Source organism: Paenibacillus plantarum (assembly GCF_013141695.1).
Classification (GTDB): Bacteria; Bacillota; Bacilli; order Paenibacillales; family NBRC-103111; genus Paenibacillus_E; species Paenibacillus_E plantarum.
Window position 1 is genome coordinate 225673 of the sequence record NZ_WHNY01000005.1, and the last position, 17031, is coordinate 242703.

A 17031-nucleotide genomic window follows, 5' to 3' on the forward strand; every position below is an offset into this window, starting at 1 on the left:
CGCTTTTAATAGAGGAGGTAAGAAAATGAGTAAATGGATTTTTAAAAGAGCTATATTATCGTTAATTGCATTTGTAATGGTTTTTAGTATTTTGGTTACTATTCAACCGGAGAATGTTAGTGCCGCAGATACAACTTATACATCGACTTCTGATTCGTATGTGCGATCCGGGGTATATGCAAGTACAAACTATGGAACAGAGACGCAATTATTTAGTAAGAAAGATCTAACGTATGCAGATAATAAACGGATTAGTTATATCAAATTTGACTTTACTGGAGCATCTTCATTCAACTTAGCTAAATTGAAAATTACAACATTATCTGCAAATAACGATCATGTACTTCATGTTTACGGCCTGAATAATGATTCATGGACAGAGACAGGGATTACTTGGAACAATGCGCCAAATAACAATACAGCTGGATATGGATTGACTGGGACTGGTATAACGGATATTGGTTCTGTAACAAATCTTTCCATCGCAACTTATGAAATCGACGTAACCAACTATGTCGTAGCACAGACCGATAAAATCGTTACATTTGCGATCGTGACAGATACTACTGATGTAAGCTATGCGGATGCGATTACTTCTAGAGAAGGATCTAATAAACCGGCACTTATATTAAGTACTGTAACTAATCCTCTATCCTACCATTTAGATATAGCACCAGGAAATTATGATGTAACTGTCGTTTTAGGTGACAGTACGTCTGCGGGTTCTACAGCCATTCAAGCTGAAGCCCGTAGAACTATGATTAAGGAAACGGTGACCACTGCTGGAAGCACTTCGACGCAAACTTTCACGGTAAATGTTAGATCGCCTGAAGGACAACCGTCAAGTAGCTCTGGAACTGAGGGACTTGATCTTGTATTCACAGGTTCATCTCCTAAATATAAGAGCGTTAGTGTTGTGAGCGCTGCCAGCCCAGTTGGTATTTATTTAGCTGGCGATTCGACTACCTGTGATCAAAATACAGCACCATGGGCAGGTTGGGGACAAATGTTTCCACAATATTTTAAGAAGGGTACATTTATTGCAAACTATGCGGACTCCGGTGAAAACGCTGGCAGCTTTCTTAACGGAACCCTCTTTTTCAAGGCATTAATCGCTAAAGTGAAAGCAAATGACTACGTGTTTATTCAATTTGGACATAATGACAAAACCACAACGAAGGCAGATTATCAAGCCAATCTAACGAGTATGATCAACCAAACAAAAGAGAAAGGCGCTATACCTGTGCTTGTTACACCACCGGTCAGAAGATTGTTCAATAGCGATAATACAACCTTGAGCACAACAGCGCTACATGTTAACAGTCTTGGTGTTAATCTTCCTGCGGCAATGAAAGAAGTCGCGACTACGACTGGTATCAAGCTTATTGATTTAACAGCAAAAAGTAAGACTCTCATTGAGTCACTAGGTGTAGAAGGTTCAAAGAAGATTTACATGACAGTTGAAGCGAATGACAATACACATTTCAATGAATATGGAGCCAATGAAATGGCAAAGCTTGTTGTTCAAGCTATCCAAGAACTGAATATCCCGATCGAAGCTAATATTCGATAGATAATTATGTTCTTCCGAAATCAAACGAGCAGTATGCTTTATTGCAACACGTATATTGAAATTTATCGACTGTTGGGATAGTTTGCGCCGCTTAAAGATCGGCAATATAGACCTCTACCAATCGCACCAGTTTTATAAGACTGCGTGGAATAAAGCTTTAACCTAATAAAAAATAGTACTATAGCTATTAGGGAATTTTATTTGATGTATTGGCAAGCGATATTTTGCTTGCCTTTTTATACATTTCAGATATAAAACGATATGAATATATGAAAAAAAACCAAGAGTTGCAAATGTTCGAGGAAAATAATGTTTTAGACTGGATGTTTGCGTTAACGGGTAACGTTAGTTAAATAAGAACAGCGGTAGTCTAAGACTTTATTTTTTAGTCTTGGTCCACCGCTGTTTGTTTTTTATTGTCAGTCTAATACTTATTTTCTGAAGTCTGGCGACTATTATTCTCAGAAACCGCGTTAAGTAAGGCACCTCAGTCTAAAACTTTATTTTCACTGGACATTAAAGATTACTTTCCCTGAATTTTTGAAATTTCTTCATAATACTCCCTTATGCTTGCGATAAGCACGCGGGGAGAGGCCAGATAATTTTTTGAATACCTTGCCGAAGTGGGAGAAGTTTTCAAAGCCACAGAGTTCGGATACTACCGTTACGCTCAATTTTGTATCCTTGAGTAAGCGCTCTGCTTCTTTAACCCGAGTAATATTTACATATTCAGTGAATCCAAAGCCTGTAAGCAACTTGAAGATACGGCTTAGATGGCTTTTACTGATAAAGAATTGTTTAGCAATACTGTCTAGCTGCAAAGGATCTCCGTAATGCAGATTTATATGCCGGACAATACCCGTTACCTTGTGTTGGATTGGTGAGAGTTTGTCGTTCGCTTCGGATTCACGCTTCAATATGTTGCGCGCAGTGAATAGCAGAAGCTCGACTGCCACGTTCCGGATGTACAGTTGATAGCCGGGAGGTTGGTTAACTATTTCGCTCAGAAGGGATGCAAGCTGTGTCTCCACATACATTTTCTCCTGCAAGTTTAGCCTGATATGTGGATTTCCATCTTGATAAGGAGAGATGAGCAGTTCTTTTTCGGTTTGTGTGAATTCATTAAAAAACATTGGAGCGAAATTAAGAACAATACGTTCATGATTAGGTGCAAGCATATCAGAAGTTTTGTGTATTGCGTTGGAGTCAACAAGTACAAGGTCACCAGAATGGACTCGATAGGTAGAGTCTTTAATGAAATAATTGCGCTCTCCTTGAAACAAGTAATAAATTTCATATTGACTATGATAATGGTTGTTATCCATCGTGTAGTAGCCTATTCTACGATCGAATTCAATCCAAAATAGATCTTTATCAGAGCCGAAGCGAAGAGTATTGGGCAATGAAGAAATATTCACGTGTATGCTCCTATTCATCTCATTCAGTCTAGTCATATTATAATAGCAAAATAAGCGTGATTTGAGAATATATTGCTATTATATGAGGGGAATTAGATTTTATTTTGTGGTATTCTTTTTGAGAAAGATAATGTGAACGAAATTAATAATAGCTTAAAACTATTGCGTTTCCTTAAGCCTAGATCAGGTCTTCAAAGACGATTAATGCAAGAAATGCTAAGGGATCTTGCCAAAAGAAGCATCTTTGAAGCGGATGTCATCTTTTTCTCAACTAGGAGGGGAACTATCGTTGTATAAGCTATTGATAGTAGATGATGAGAAATGGGTGCGAGATTCATTACGTAATATTATGAAAGAGACCTGTATGCCGTTCACCATTGTTAATGAGTATGATCAAGTTAAAGATGCACTAGACTGGCTTAGTAGTCATCAGGTTGATTTAGTGCTAATCGACATAAACATGCTGTATAGGGACGGGGGAAACTGGATAGTACAACTGATAGAAGAGCATGCAGAGTGCAAGGTAGTTCTGATGAGCGTATATTCTGATTTTGAATATGTAAGGCACGCGGAGCGATACGGTGTGAATGAATATTTATTCAAACCGATAGAGTATGAGGAGTTAGAATTGTGTCTTCAACGATTTTTAAGAAAGAAGGAGTAGTCGTTTCTGGTGAGCTAGCAATCTCCGAAGATACGATTAAAAAAGGATAAGTACAATTAGTCTTATCAAAGAAAGGTTGAATTACTATGGAAAAAAATAATAAATACGATATTGTTCCTCTTAATCTAAAGTCACCACCAGCCTCTCAAACAGATACAAGTATAGCGCTTATTTGGGATAAACCATCAGATTCATTGGAAATCGTTTGTTATCATGTATTTGTCAATGGGACTATTCATGGGATCTCAACAAGTACGGATTATACGATTTCAAGTTTAGAATCCTCGAAGGAATATGAAGCTTATGTATGTTCTGTCAGCATGAACGGCATTGTATCTCCGTCAAGTCTTACGATAAAGATTTCAACCAAACCAAAAGCAGAGATTTTTGATATTACTGCATTTGGGGCAGTAGCTGACAACTTAACAATAAATACAAAAGCAATTCAGGCTGCTATTGACGCATGTGCACCTGGTGGCAAAGTGTATGTTCCTAAGGGGACATTTGTTACAGGGGCAATTTTTTTGAAGAGTAATATGACCCTTTATGTAGAGAAAGAAGGTGTATTACTTGGAAGTGATAATCCCTCCGATTATCCGGTTATGACATATAGATGGGAAGGCAGAGAGCAATTATGTTACGCTAGTTTAGTAAATACAAAAGATTGTCAGGAAAGCCGACTAGAAAATATTACGATTGATGGCGAAGGAAAGATCGATGCGAACGGCTCTGCACTGTTTATAAACGAGATGAGAGAAATGAAGGGTTACCGTGGGAGAGCAGTTTGTCTTAGAAATGTCGATCATGTATACATGAAGGATATTACTGTTAGGCAATCTCCCGCGTGGTGTGTACATTTAATTTACTGTAATCATATCAGTGTCAACAATATTGAAATACACACCAAAAATGATGAGTATGGAAAGAGATATGAACACATTTTTAATGGAGATGGCTTGAATCCAGATTCATCAAGTGACGTTTATATTTTCAATTCTATGATTGCCAGTCAGGATGATTGTATAGCTATCAAATCAGGCCGTGATGAAGAGGGGAGAAGAGTCGGCATCCCATCTGAAAATATAAGGATTACGAACTGTTCGTTTAAATGTGGCTTCGGAATTGCAATGGGAAGTGAAATGGCGGGCGGCGTAAGAAATGTTCTTATTAAGGACTGTACCTTTGAAAATTCATTCAGTATTGCTACTGTAAAGGCACCAAGGGGAAGAGGTGCTAGAATCGATAATATCCGTTATGAGGATTGTAAGCTAATAAATTATGATCTTGATCATGAGGACTGCAAATGGTTCAGAGGTGCAATTAATATTGATCAATTTTACAGTCATGACGAATATGACCCTGACTTGAAAGAAGAGGTCAATGAAGGTACACCTGTTATTCAAAATATATTTTTTAAAAACATAGTTTTGGATACTTATGGAGGGAATGCAATTTTTCTAGCAGGTTTGCCAGAAAGTCCTTTGCAGAATATTTATTTGGAAAATGTAACCGCCATTGGTAAGTACGGGCTTAAAGCATATAATGTACAAGGTTTTGTTATGAAAAATGTGTTAGTCAATTCACGTAATGATGAAGCTTACATGTTCCATTCTGCAGAACTGACGAAGGAATAGCAATTATGCGAAAGCGCAGGTAAGAAATCAAAGTGTGAGGTGCAGGTGATGCATCTCTTTTTTTATACCTCAGAAATCGAACGATTAAATGTCTTCAATGTTTGATAAATTGTTTAGGTGTGTCGCCATAGGTGCGTTTAAAAATTCGAATAAAATAACGGTCTCCATACCTAATTGATGTGCCACTTGTTCAACAGTGATACCTGGATTCTCTTGAAAAAGCTGAAGTGAATTTGCTAATTGGCTGTCCGTACTGAAAAATGATAAGCGCTTGATTGTAGCAGCCGTAGGAGCCGCGCAAAAAGTAGCTGATTACATACAAGGCAAAGCTGTGGAGAAGACGGAAGAACAGACCATCGCCAGCTAATGACTACGTTCACATTCATGGTTATTACTACAGTATCAAACTTTGAATTGCCGCCCCTGGAGTAGGGGGGCAATTCAATTACCATGGATGTTGTTTATCGATTAGAACTTGAAACGAACTCATTATTTAGTCAGTTTACCTAGTACTTCACTTTGTAGCGAAATTATAGACTGGTTTTTATCATCAGGTTTAACAATCTTAATGTTGTTAATTAATCAATACTTTCCATCTGCCAACTTTTCTACCTCTTCAAAAATATACGAGTCTTTATATGTATTTATAAGAACCATCTTCTTAGAATCAATAGTCGAAGTTAGATAGACAGATTCCTGAAATGCGTTTAAATGCCCAAAATAGCTAAATAAAAAGCATAAATAAGTAATTAGGATACTTAGAATTGCTAAAAAAATTGCAAAAAATGATGTGCTGCTATTTCTAGCATGCTCAGTAGCAATATCAATGCCATGATTAATTTTTAGAAATATCCATCTTCCCAAATAAGATAAGATTGTAAGAACAACTGCTACAAAAAAATAAATCCCATATGTTCCCCAGGTGATATCTCCATCTCTTAAGAAAAAGGCAGTTAACAATATAATAAATAGAAATACAATGAATAAAATGAATTTAAATTTATCTAACAATATAATGGCGCTGCGGATAATAACTCCACTTCTTATTGATATAAAGAAGAAAGTTGATAATGTAATTATTGTTGAGATTATTCCGACATAAAAAACGTTCTCCAGTATGCTAGTCATATTAATCTCAATAAACATATTAGGTATTGAGTAATAAGAGTAGAATCCTTCCTGATACTTGTAAGTGAATAAATAAGACAGGAAAGTAAACACAGGTACAAAGATTACTGTTATCTCACCAAGTATTCTTCCTATATGTTTCGAGTTATTTCTTTGATCTTCACTATTATTTGATTGTGTATTTTCGCTATCCATTAAGTCCCCTCCGTATAATTGTATACGCGAAGTATTATCTTTTGTTTCAATAAAAATCTTAAAGACATCTTGATTATATTTGTAAGCAATGAATCTAACAAACTATTAAAAAAGAATATTTTACTTATTTTTGGGCATAGTAGTAATGCAATAATAATTGAAAGGAGAGAGATTGCTAATGATTAGCTCAGGGAATTATACTGAATTTTCTAGAAAAGTAGAGTTATTTAGAAGTTCAGATCAGGATATTCTTTATGTAATTGGTGATTCTGGAGCTGGTAAGACAAGTGCTGCGTTAGAATACATTAAAGAAAATGGAAACAATCATGGGGTATTATATTCAGTGTTACCTCTTACTCCGACTCTTAAAACCTTTGGAACTGAACTATTATCAAGATTTGATATCCCTTCTCAGAAACATATTAATACTAATCAAATTATTGAGAGAGTCGTCATGGGTTTTAAAACAAAAGGGACAAAATTATTGATTATAGATGACTTCCAAAGAGTGCTAGTAGATCATAAGGTATATTCAGAGGAATTTATTAGCTTTATTAATATTTTGAGTGGAATTTCAGAGGTTAAGATAGTTTTACTAGGTCTTCCTGAGATTCGTAGGTTTAGTGGACGAAGAGAAGTTTTTGAACTGAATCAAATGATAATTGCAAGCAGTTAATCATTAAGTTGTTATTTCTCGTCAGTCCTGTAAAGTTAAAATAGGGATGGGCGAATGTTTGTTGTTTATATTTAAAAAAGTCAGTATGCCGCGGCATACTGACTTTTTTACAAAGAGTCGCTCAAGAATGAGAGTACCTTTATATTGGAGTTAAGGAGGTGCTAAGTAGCTGTACTTAACATTTTCTTCAAAGATAGAACAGGGCCTTCACAAATTAATTTCATCCTACCTTGTTCTAATGAATGAACACCGGAGAGTACACCTTGGCATAAATCATGTAAAAACACAGAATCTATAGCTGTAATATAATTATCAGCTAATCGATCATGAATATCTGAGCCCTTATAAAAATCGTGACGATACTGAGGATCTAGTTTAATTGAGTGATTCACGATTAGAAGTGCTGGAACATCAGTTGTTTTGAATTCACGCATATATCGATTAATATGTGTTTGAAGGTCTTGAATCATTTTTTCATTTGCACCTCTTTCAGTTGACTTAACTTCAACTAGTGCAAAGTATTGGTCATAATGGATACGGAAATCCTCACGTTTACGTTCTCCATCAGGAATTGTCTTATCCATATCAATTACATCAAAACCTAAAAATTTAAGAGCAGCAGAGACTGAAGCGGCAAATTCCTCGTCTTTACCAGTTAAAAGTATATCCATCCAAAAAAAATGTTCGTGTTGATTCTTAGACTCTTCTTCAAACATCTGAACTTTCTTTATAGCTTCTTCAAGATATTCTTCTCTATGTTGATTAGTTATTTTTACTGGATATGGTAAGTATTTTTCTAACCAATCATGATTAGGTTTTGAAAATAGATATGGTTCATTTTTCTTGATATCCTCATTTAATAGATCAATTATAAATTCTATCGTCTTATCATTAAAATGAGGGACTAATAATATCCTACCTTTTGTAGATTTCCCATTGAAATTTTCTATTTCTAAACAGAGACAACCGCGATCCGTACTTCTATCATCAGTTACAACCCAGTTTTGACACGATTGTATGATTTCTGCTCCGTTAATCTTAATATCTTTTCGCACACTAAATACTCGCTGGTCAGCTTTTGTAGCATAACGATTGTAGATAGATGATATAGAATTTCTTTCGTCCAACAATATTTGATTGCCTTTATATTCTGGGAAAGTTGGCAAAGGTGCTTTTTCTTTGCCTATTTCATCGATTGCAACTTTTAAGAAACTAGATGGAATATATCGCCTATTAATATTTAATACACCTGTATTATTTATCCCTAAGTATTCCATATCGGATGGATCTACATCTCCATCAACGATCAACACAACTACACCTCCCTTATTCCACACCTCCATTGTCAGGGCATTGAAGCAAGGAGACTCTTCTATTGATTCTTTAGATTTCTTTCTAAGTTCTAACCCATGGAATGTTTCCGGTCTAAGATGAATTAATAATATATCGACATCATTAATTGAACAAGGAATAGAAAAGAACCCCTTTTGACTTTCAAGGGAACCTGTCTGTGCATCCTTAACTGAATAACCAGCGATCCTTAATTTATCTATGCTTTTTAGTGAAAAGTCCACTGTTAGAATACGTGGCATTTCGAATTCAACCAAAGCTACAGGCTTTATCATTTGTTTATAAACGTTCCTTTCTTGAACAAGCTTTAGAATTAACATTACAGTATTTATTTGAATAAAAAAAGAAAGAAAATTCTCCATTATTCTTAATATGAAGTTTAGCCATTTCTTCACCCATACTTTCAATTGCGTACAGTTTCTTATGTCTAAGTTTTCATGTACCGTTTTATAGCTGGCTGATCTCTTCAGATATTCCTGAACAGCAGTTAACTTAAATGCCTATGTGTACTGATTAAATATTTGCCCTTTTATCCATAGAAAAATCCCCTCCAAGTTGCACTCACCTCCTTATGGTACCATAAGGTTTTTTTAGAATGTCTACTTAAAGGGGATATTATTTTATGACATCAAGTTCTTCAAGAGCCAATGAAAAGAATCTTGATGTTAGTTCCTACGGAACAGCTCTCAGCAAACTATCTTAATCTAATGACATCGAAAAATTACAATTCATGGTAAAATAATTGAGAAGATGAGTGCTAAACCAAGCTTAACTGAGAGTTAAATGCATTTGAATTTATCGATGACTGAACAAAAAGAAGCGAAACCAAACACATTTTGCTGAGAATTTATTTAAATATTAATATTTGAAGAAAGTATCTTCGTAATGGGGAGTTGAAGAAATGAGCGTGTTTTCATCAGCATGGGTTGATGGGAAAATAAGTAATATTGATAAGCTATTATCCGAAAATAGTGATAGAAAATTTATGTTTATCCTAGATACTAATTTTGCAATAATGTCTAGGTACTATATTACGGAAAGAGAACAATTTAACAAGTACTATGCAAATCAAATAAATGATTTTTTAAATGTAATAAACGTAATTAAAAATAAAGCCTCAAGAATTGTTTATACCTTGGCTTGTGAAGAGGCATCGAGATCAAAATTGACTGGAAATATTGACGTAGAAAAGTATAAGTTGATGGTAGAATGTGTAGGAAAAGTATTTGATATAGATTTTAGGAGTGACCTTATATCAAAAAACGAGTTAATTGAAGAGGATGTTAGCATTAGTAAAACACCCATTTTACTAAGAAACGGACTGTTTAAAGAACATACTGTGATAACATATACTACTTTGTTAAAGGCATTTTTATTCAAACAATTTGATAGTAGGGCAAGTAAAATAAAAATCAAAGAAATGTTTCATTATTTGGCTGATGAAATAAATGTATTTTCTCCGACAAGCATGTCATTTGTCATTCATTATTTAGGGAATGAACCTTCAATTTTGAAAGGGGTTAAACCCAATTTAGGCATTAAAGAGATTTTAAATAAATTATATGCGGCTTCAATAGATATGATTATGCCTACCCAAGCATCTCAACTTGCAGAACTAACTGATTATCAAGAAGTTCCTTTGTTTATTACTTTCGATAAAGGAATCAAGTTATTATTCGATTCATTGCTGATCATAGATGAACATTATCTAGGAGAGGGAACAAAGGTGCCAAAATACTCAACCATGATTTTTTACAGTTCAGGTTGGAAAGATAAAGATATTCATGAACTATATGGCTATGCCGAACAAGTACAAAAAGCCAATCGGAAAAAAGTAATTGATAAAGATTTTGAGTTGCGTAGACTTAATAAATTAGCAGGAAGATTAGAGCAAGAGTTATTACTTAAGATAGAAACACTTAATGAAAAAGAGTAATTAGTATATATCCTTTATCCATTAACACCTTTTTGCCGCATTGACTGTACAATCTTAACATAACATTCGTAACATGCTTGTGTGTTACATCGACAAACTGTCCTCATCTTTGAAAAACTGACTAATCCATTCTCTGTCTTCCTCGTTATGTTCAAACTTATACTCATTATCACTGATTTTAGTCCAATATTTATGTGTATCAAAGTAATCATAAAAAGCAAGTTCGCTTGTTACAAACAAACACCATATACAAATTTTTATCATGTTTAGATTTATTGTTAGTGGTGGTGTGATTTCTGTATGCTTTGTAATCCCATTTAGATCTGAATGCAATGAGCTAATATGTACAAAATGATTACTTAATAATCCCTGCAATTGCCCTAAATTAGGTATTAATTGCTTACCGTATTTAATAGTTTTGTTTACATCAAGTTTTCCATCTAGGTAAACCTGATAACCGTTCGATTCCATCATGAAATAAGCTATTGTACTTATGGTTTCAATGGCCGATCTAAGCAGCATACATGGTTGCAATGTGTACCCAATACGTAATAATTCGACTGATGCCTGAATTGTACTTATGGCATTCATTAATAATTTACTGCATGTTTCTTTCACTCTGTCTTCATCGTGGCTTGCTCTAAAAAAGCCGTTACTTATTAGATATGTAGTCTTGCTAAACAATTCCCCCATCTGTACCAATTCATCACCGCATAGTTTATCGAATGATTTTCCAATTACAAAAGAATCTCTTTGTATTCTCTTTTGGAGCATGTCATTTGAATATACACGAATTTGATTGTTTATATTGTCAACCACAGCTCCTAGAAAATTGCCTTTATGAATTCGTCCATCCAAAAACTTTTTTTGTTTAGCTTTTCTATTCTTCTTCATTCTTGTCATATTAATCTCCTTCAAAAATGATTTAAAGTGATTGTTCGGATTGAAAATTGTACAAGGCTGCTTCTTGGAAATTCGCTATTTAAATTATTTATCCTTTAATAATACGCACCATATAGTTTGTATTGATATGAAAACAGGTAACCTAAAAAATACATTTTATTCTGTTTTGGAGAATTGAGGATAGCTGCACTACTGAGAAAAAGTACAGGAATTTATAATCTTGTGCTTTTAATTTCGACAAAAACCACCTGTAATCAACACGTGGATGGTATAATTATGCTATAAATCCAAAATGGGTAAATTGATATTGTTTTATTCATCCCATACAAATAGATAAGGGGATTGGGTGATCTTGTGGAATTTAATATTTGTAAAATTGTAACTAGCAGAGAAAATTACATAGAGTTTTTACAAGAGAAGGATATGCGTAGAATTGGCCAACCGCAAATATATATTAGTCGCAAACTTGTTAGTGACCAAGAAGTAGTTGCTCAAATTACAACTGATTTTTTCTTTAAGACAGATTCAGAAGAAGTGGAGATTGAATGGATAAATTATTGGGGTGCTTTTTTTGGAGATGGCTCAAATAGAACAAAAACTGTTGAATCTACTTTCGGCATGATTATTATTCAACTGGATGATATTCTTTATGCGGTATCCCTAGGAAGAGCGCATAGTTATGCTAGTAGTTTATCAGATATGGACTTTGGATTTGATATTGCAGAGGTAATCCATGATGAAGATTCAATTGAGGTTAAGGCTGCAAAGTTTTTTAAGCAATCAAAAAATAAGTCTTTAACTCAATATAACAGAAACTCGTTTGTTACATCTGAAATAGGTGAAAGTCATGAGTTTTTGATTAGCAATATAACGTTAGATGCAAAATATTCTAATTTTCTTTTATACAAGTATGACGATAAGATGAAGTTTGGGTCATCTGTAAAGTTTGAAGCCAGCGCATACCAGGCCAGGGGATATTTTAGAGATTGTACATGAACTACATTACATTTCGTTACACGAAGAAAAGTCTGGTAAATTGCCGAGAATGTACTTTATAAAAAATAATGAAGATAATCAACCTGTGTTAGCAGATTTGAACAAAGAATTACTTGTGTCTGTAAAGGCAAACGATTCAAAAGTTTCGCTTGCTTACTTCATAGAAGATGATGGCGACATATTAATTGAACCCACTAAAGATGATGAAGTGGAAATTGTATATTCTAAAAGCTATACACTTGAAAATTACACTATAGAGTCAATCGCTAATAAACTTATTGAGATAGAATGTGAAGATATATCTAAAGTTTCAATAAGACCAAAATCCCATAAAGATAAGCAGGTTAATCTTGTTAGGGTATTAGATTTTAGCACTTACTATCGTAGTAAAAATTATTGTCTATTCAAAGGTAAATGGGCTATATTTAATAAATCTTATATAGAATTTATTAAACGTGAAATTCTTAAGGTGAATGAAGTTGCAATCTACAACGAAGAATACCATCTTAATAATCTTGTTCTTGAAGAAGGAAGAAAGATTCAGGCTTCTGATAAAGATGCGTATGACCAAGTAACTTATGCAGAATATCCTTTCAATATTTTTTTGCACAATAAATTCAACTATTTCTTATTGGATAGGAAAAAAGGGCAACAGTATTATAAAAGTGTAGAATTTGCAGACCTATTCGAAGAAGAAGAGAAAATGTTAATACATGTGAAAATAGGGGATACAGCCGATTTGCGGTATTGCATTCAACAGTCGATTCATAGCGCTGAAATATTTAATACACAAAGTGATGCGTTAGAAGTCCATGGTATCGATAAGGTTAGGATAATTTCGATGCTGTTTGTATTAAGTTCACCAAGTGTTATATGTGAAGACGGGTCAATAAATTTTCTTAATAACAAATCAATATACTTCCAAATTGAAATAATCGAATGGTTAATTAAAGTAAGAACATTAGGCTACATTCCACAAATAATTACTGCAAAAGATCTTAGAACGTAATCAAATCATAGAATCTGAAAGTGTGTAGAAGAACTTAATAACTTATATTGCAAAAGTGTTCTTTAGGCTGCATCTAGTTGAAAACACTCGGTTTACCGCTACAATTGATATATACAAAAATACCGTAATAATTGAATAGTAATTTAATCACTTGAAGCACACCGTAGGTAACCGCGCGGTTACTTCCATCGACGGTATGACTGCCGACTGGGCGCGTTTCCATCGGATGTGCTGGAGAAAATCCCGGTTCATATCGTGAACGACATTAAGTCCAAACCGCCTGCTATAATCGAGTTGGAATAGGCTGGGTCTGTAGATTTGTGCTTTGGGATTTAAGATTTAACGCTTCCGAATCATTAATAAGAGGGATCGGTTTGATAATGTAACTGAGATTTTGGAAGTTCGTAAAGTGACAAGTCGTCAGACTTCCATCAATTTGTAAGTAGTTTTTCAAAACTAATTTGTAATTTAAACAATTTAGGCCGAAATCTATTTCAAAACTTTATTTGTCATTATGATTTTCACGAAAAGGTCAGCAAACTCTTGTGTTTGCTGACTTTTTACATTTCAAAACCAATTTGTCATCCAACACACCTGTCGGGTGACAAATAAGTTTTGAAGTAGACAATAAAGTTTTGAAGTGACAAATAAAGTTCTGAAGTAACAAATAAAGTTTTGAAGTAACAAACATAGTTTTGAAGTATACAATACGTTCCGTTGGTGGCGAGATTATACAGTAAGAAATTGTCCTTATTAGTCAGCAGTTGCGTTCACTCTATTGGGTGAGCGCATATTTTATTTAGTAGTAGTTGAATTGGTTTGGCGCCCCTATCCAATTATTATTAAGGAGCTCATCTATTCTCTCTTCACAGCCGCCGCCGCAAATACGACTTCAAAATAATACCTTATTTGGGAATTATAATAAAATACTGGAAGAATACACTATACTGTATATTTGACAATATTTTAAACGACGAAGAAAGATCTCTTGCTAATACTGTGTTTTTCTTACAATGGGAAGGTATTCACCTTTTGAATAATAAAGAAAATATGTTGATGTTGGAAATATGTTTATAGGGTAATCATTGAGATTTTATGTGAACTGAATATAAAGACTTTATAAAGACTCTGGACCTTATTTAATGCATATGACGACTTCTTCTATGCTACAATGAACACAGGCATGGTACTACTGGATGAAAGGACTAAAGCGATGAGAATAATGGAGCGAAAAAGGTCCGTAAAAAATAAGTTTTTAGTTTCATATCTCATAATTTTAATTCTACCTTTGTTGCTGCTTGGAACGTGGGGCTATTGGTGGATGAGTACAGTTATCAAGGAGCAGACGGAAAAATTTTACATCAGCACGCTGAAGCAGGTCATTGATTCGATGGATAACAGCTTTCAGGGCATGAATGCGATGACCCAGACGTTATCCGAATCGCCTTGGGTACAGCGAATCGCTGCCATGGAAGGAAGCAACATCGATTATAGTCGTGTCACGCAAGAGCAACTGGCCGACTATGCAACCTACTTACAAAACTACCAGTCGATTAATACGATGATAGAGCGGATCGCTATTATTTTTAATACGAAAAAGCAAGTGCTGACCTCGAAGGGTTTGGACTCTTTCGATTGGTTTTTTACGAAAGATTATGCGTATGCGAACATGACTGTGGCTGAATGGGAGAAGTCCGTTTCGCAATATACGAGCGGTCAAATTTTAAGTGCGCGGCGTTTGAGCAGCTACGAACGGATAGATAATGTGGTAAGTTACGTCAAAACGATTCCGACATTACTGGATCAAACCCCGAGAGCAACCATCTTAATCGGCATCAAAGAAAGCCGTATTAAAGAACAGCTTAACAATACGTTTCAGCTGCCAGGTTCCTCGATTTACATTATGAACGGGCCTGATTCTTTCCTTACTGGCCAGAACATGCAGGAAAGCATTCAGAGAAAATTGGAATACAAGACAGATAAGAAAGTCGTTGTGGAGCAGCTCACGATGGACGATGGAAGCGCTTCCTACGCATTTTACGCTCCATCCAAGTTTAATGATTGGTATTACATTACAGTTGTGCCTAAAGCCGTCGTGCTGGATAAAGTGAATTATTTTAATTATGCAACGTGGATTTTGATCGCATTGATTCTCGTTTCCGGCATCATAGCCTCCTACTTCATGGCGTTTAACAATTATCGTCCAATACGAAGATTAATTGACAACGTTCAGGGAGAGCTAATTAGCGGTCAAAGAAAAGATGGTAAAGGTACTGCCAAATCCTACTATGAGTACGATGTCATTAAGTCGACGTTCGATCAAATGAAGTTGACTCGCCAAGAGTTGGAGAGCAAAGTGAACGATTATTTGCCGATGGCGGTCTATTCTTTGTTCATCAAACTGCTTTATAACACGTTAAGCTCTGACCAAATCGAGTACACGATGCGAATGATGCACATTGGAAACCGGAACAATAACTGGACAGTAGCTGTTATTTATTTGCCGAACGCTCAGGCGGATACGACGAACCTGCGGCAAAAAATTTCACAATGGACAGCTGCAGAAGGGGAAGAACTCTATATTATCGAGTTGGAAAACGGCCGGTTTGCTGTTGTCGTGAATACCGACAATGGGGACGAGATGAGGAACGCATTAAAGGAAATTAAGAAAAAAGTGTTCGCGAATGAATCTTGGGCTGGAATTGTTACAGGAATCGGGAGTCCGTATAGCGGGCTTGAAGGAATAAGCGCTTCTTATAGGGAAGCTGTAATCGTTATTAACCACACACTAGTCACGTCGGATAATTCGGAAGCCGTGCTTTCATTTAACGACATTTCCAGCAATAACGAACTCCGCTATTGGTTCCCGGCTGAAAAGCAACAAGAACTCCAGCATCGTCTTCGAATGGGCGACTTTGATAAAGTCGAGCCCATTCTCGACCAACTGCTCCGAGCTAATTTTGAACATCCGTCTTTCGGCGCCTTGCCAGCCCAATGTCTATTATACGATCTCATCTCGACGGCATTAAAGGTGCCGGAGAGTCAAGGGATGGGGAAAATGGTGCTGAATGACGAAGGACAATTCCCAGTAATAAGTACAGTCAACGAAATCAAAGCCTACGTCTATCAGCTGTACAAAGAGATCTGTACGATGTTTAAAGAGAGAAGAAAGCTGGAGTCGGCTAAGGCACATCAAGATATTCTTGATTATATAGACCTTCATTATTGCTTCAGTGAATTTTCGTTAAATGCGTTGGCCGAGCATTTCGGTATGTCCGCGTCCCAGATGAGCAAGTTATTCAAGGAATTGACTGGCATGACCTTCGTCGATTATCTTACGAAGAAAAGAATTACTACCGCCAAATCATTCATGGCAGCAAACGAGCTTACGCTGGAGGAGCTTGGCAAAAAAGTGGGGTATGAGAACACGTTGACGTTCAGAAGAGCATTTAAAAAAGTAGAAGGTGTGAATCCGAGCGAATTCAGAGACATGTCGGACGAGTCACAGTAGTTTACTTTCCTTGCGTTGCAAAGACCCCTCATTAATCA

The 17031-nt window shown here is 35.6% G+C and carries 12 protein-coding genes and 1 pseudogene; 9 read left to right on the forward strand and 4 right to left on the reverse strand.

All coding sequences use genetic code 11. The features are described from left to right. Positions 1-25 precede the first annotated feature (25 nt). Positions 26-1573 (forward strand): CBM96 family carbohydrate-binding protein, encoded by a 1548-nt coding sequence (locus GC096_RS02210; RefSeq protein WP_171628672.1) that lies wholly within the window; start codon positions 26-28, stop codon positions 1571-1573. A 551-nt stretch (positions 1574-2124) separates the two neighbouring features. Here GC096_RS02210 and GC096_RS02215 read toward each other — a convergent pair. Further along, positions 2125-2991: an AraC family transcriptional regulator gene (locus tag GC096_RS02215; RefSeq protein WP_171628673.1), complete on the reverse strand. Its 867-nt coding sequence runs from the start codon at positions 2989-2991 to the stop codon at positions 2125-2127. Between the two features lie 289 nt (positions 2992-3280). Here GC096_RS02215 and GC096_RS02220 point away from each other — a divergent pair, with 289 nt between their 5' ends. Together GC096_RS02220 and GC096_RS02225 are read left to right on the forward strand one after the other, a co-directional pair. After that, positions 3281-3655, forward strand: a complete 375-nt coding sequence (locus GC096_RS02220; protein WP_171628674.1) for a response regulator — start codon at positions 3281-3283, stop codon at positions 3653-3655. 86 nt (positions 3656-3741) lie between these two features. Further along, a complete protein-coding gene (locus tag GC096_RS02225) occupies positions 3742-5289 on the forward strand; it encodes a glycosyl hydrolase family 28 protein (protein ID WP_171628675.1) in 1548 nt (515 codons plus the stop codon). Positions 5290-5871: 582 nt separating this feature from the next. Here GC096_RS02225 and GC096_RS02230 read toward each other — a convergent pair. Next, positions 5872-6612, reverse strand: a complete 741-nt coding sequence (locus GC096_RS02230; RefSeq protein ID WP_171628676.1) for an STM1630 family protein — start codon at positions 6610-6612, stop codon at positions 5872-5874. A gap of 178 nt (positions 6613-6790) precedes the next feature. On the opposite strand from GC096_RS02230, the gene GC096_RS02235 reads away from it, so the two are divergent. Further along, complete coding sequence (locus tag GC096_RS02235) at positions 6791-7288, forward strand: ATP-binding protein (RefSeq protein WP_171628677.1); 498 nt, start codon at positions 6791-6793, stop codon at positions 7286-7288. Positions 7289-7449: 161 nt separating this feature from the next. Here GC096_RS02235 and GC096_RS02240 read toward each other — a convergent pair whose 3' ends face one another. Beyond that, positions 7450-9045 (reverse strand): hypothetical protein, encoded by a 1596-nt coding sequence (locus GC096_RS02240; RefSeq protein ID WP_171628678.1) that lies wholly within the window; start codon positions 9043-9045, stop codon positions 7450-7452. Between the two features lie 494 nt (positions 9046-9539). On the opposite strand from GC096_RS02240, the gene GC096_RS02245 reads away from it, so the two are divergent. Continuing rightward, positions 9540-10574, forward strand: a complete 1035-nt coding sequence (locus tag GC096_RS02245; protein WP_171628679.1) for a hypothetical protein — start codon at positions 9540-9542, stop codon at positions 10572-10574. 84 nt (positions 10575-10658) lie between these two features. On the opposite strand, the gene GC096_RS02250 is transcribed toward GC096_RS02245, so the two are convergent. Next, complete coding sequence (locus GC096_RS02250) at positions 10659-11477, reverse strand: hypothetical protein (protein WP_171628680.1); 819 nt, start codon at positions 11475-11477, stop codon at positions 10659-10661. Positions 11478-11831: 354 nt separating this feature from the next. On the opposite strand from GC096_RS02250, the gene GC096_RS38565 reads away from it, so the two are divergent. From GC096_RS38565 to GC096_RS02265, 4 genes and pseudogenes are all read left to right on the forward strand, one after another. Further along, positions 11832-12473 (forward strand): hypothetical protein, encoded by a 642-nt coding sequence (locus GC096_RS38565; protein ID WP_246302520.1) that lies wholly within the window; start codon positions 11832-11834, stop codon positions 12471-12473. Further along, entirely contained in the window at positions 12424-13482 is a 1059-nt protein-coding gene (locus tag GC096_RS02255; RefSeq protein ID WP_246302521.1) for a DUF6119 family protein, read from the forward strand. The genes GC096_RS38565 and GC096_RS02255 overlap by 50 nt, the downstream gene beginning before the upstream one ends. Positions 13483-13639: 157 nt before the next feature. Beyond that, positions 13640-13785, forward strand: a pseudogene (locus GC096_RS39640) (GMP synthase (glutamine-hydrolyzing)); the annotation flags it as partial. A gap of 1018 nt (positions 13786-14803) precedes the next feature. Further along, on the forward strand, positions 14804-16993 hold the full coding sequence (locus GC096_RS02265) for a helix-turn-helix domain-containing protein (RefSeq protein WP_171628681.1): 2190 nt from the start codon (positions 14804-14806) through the stop codon (positions 16991-16993). Positions 16994-17031: the final 38 nt, after the last annotated feature.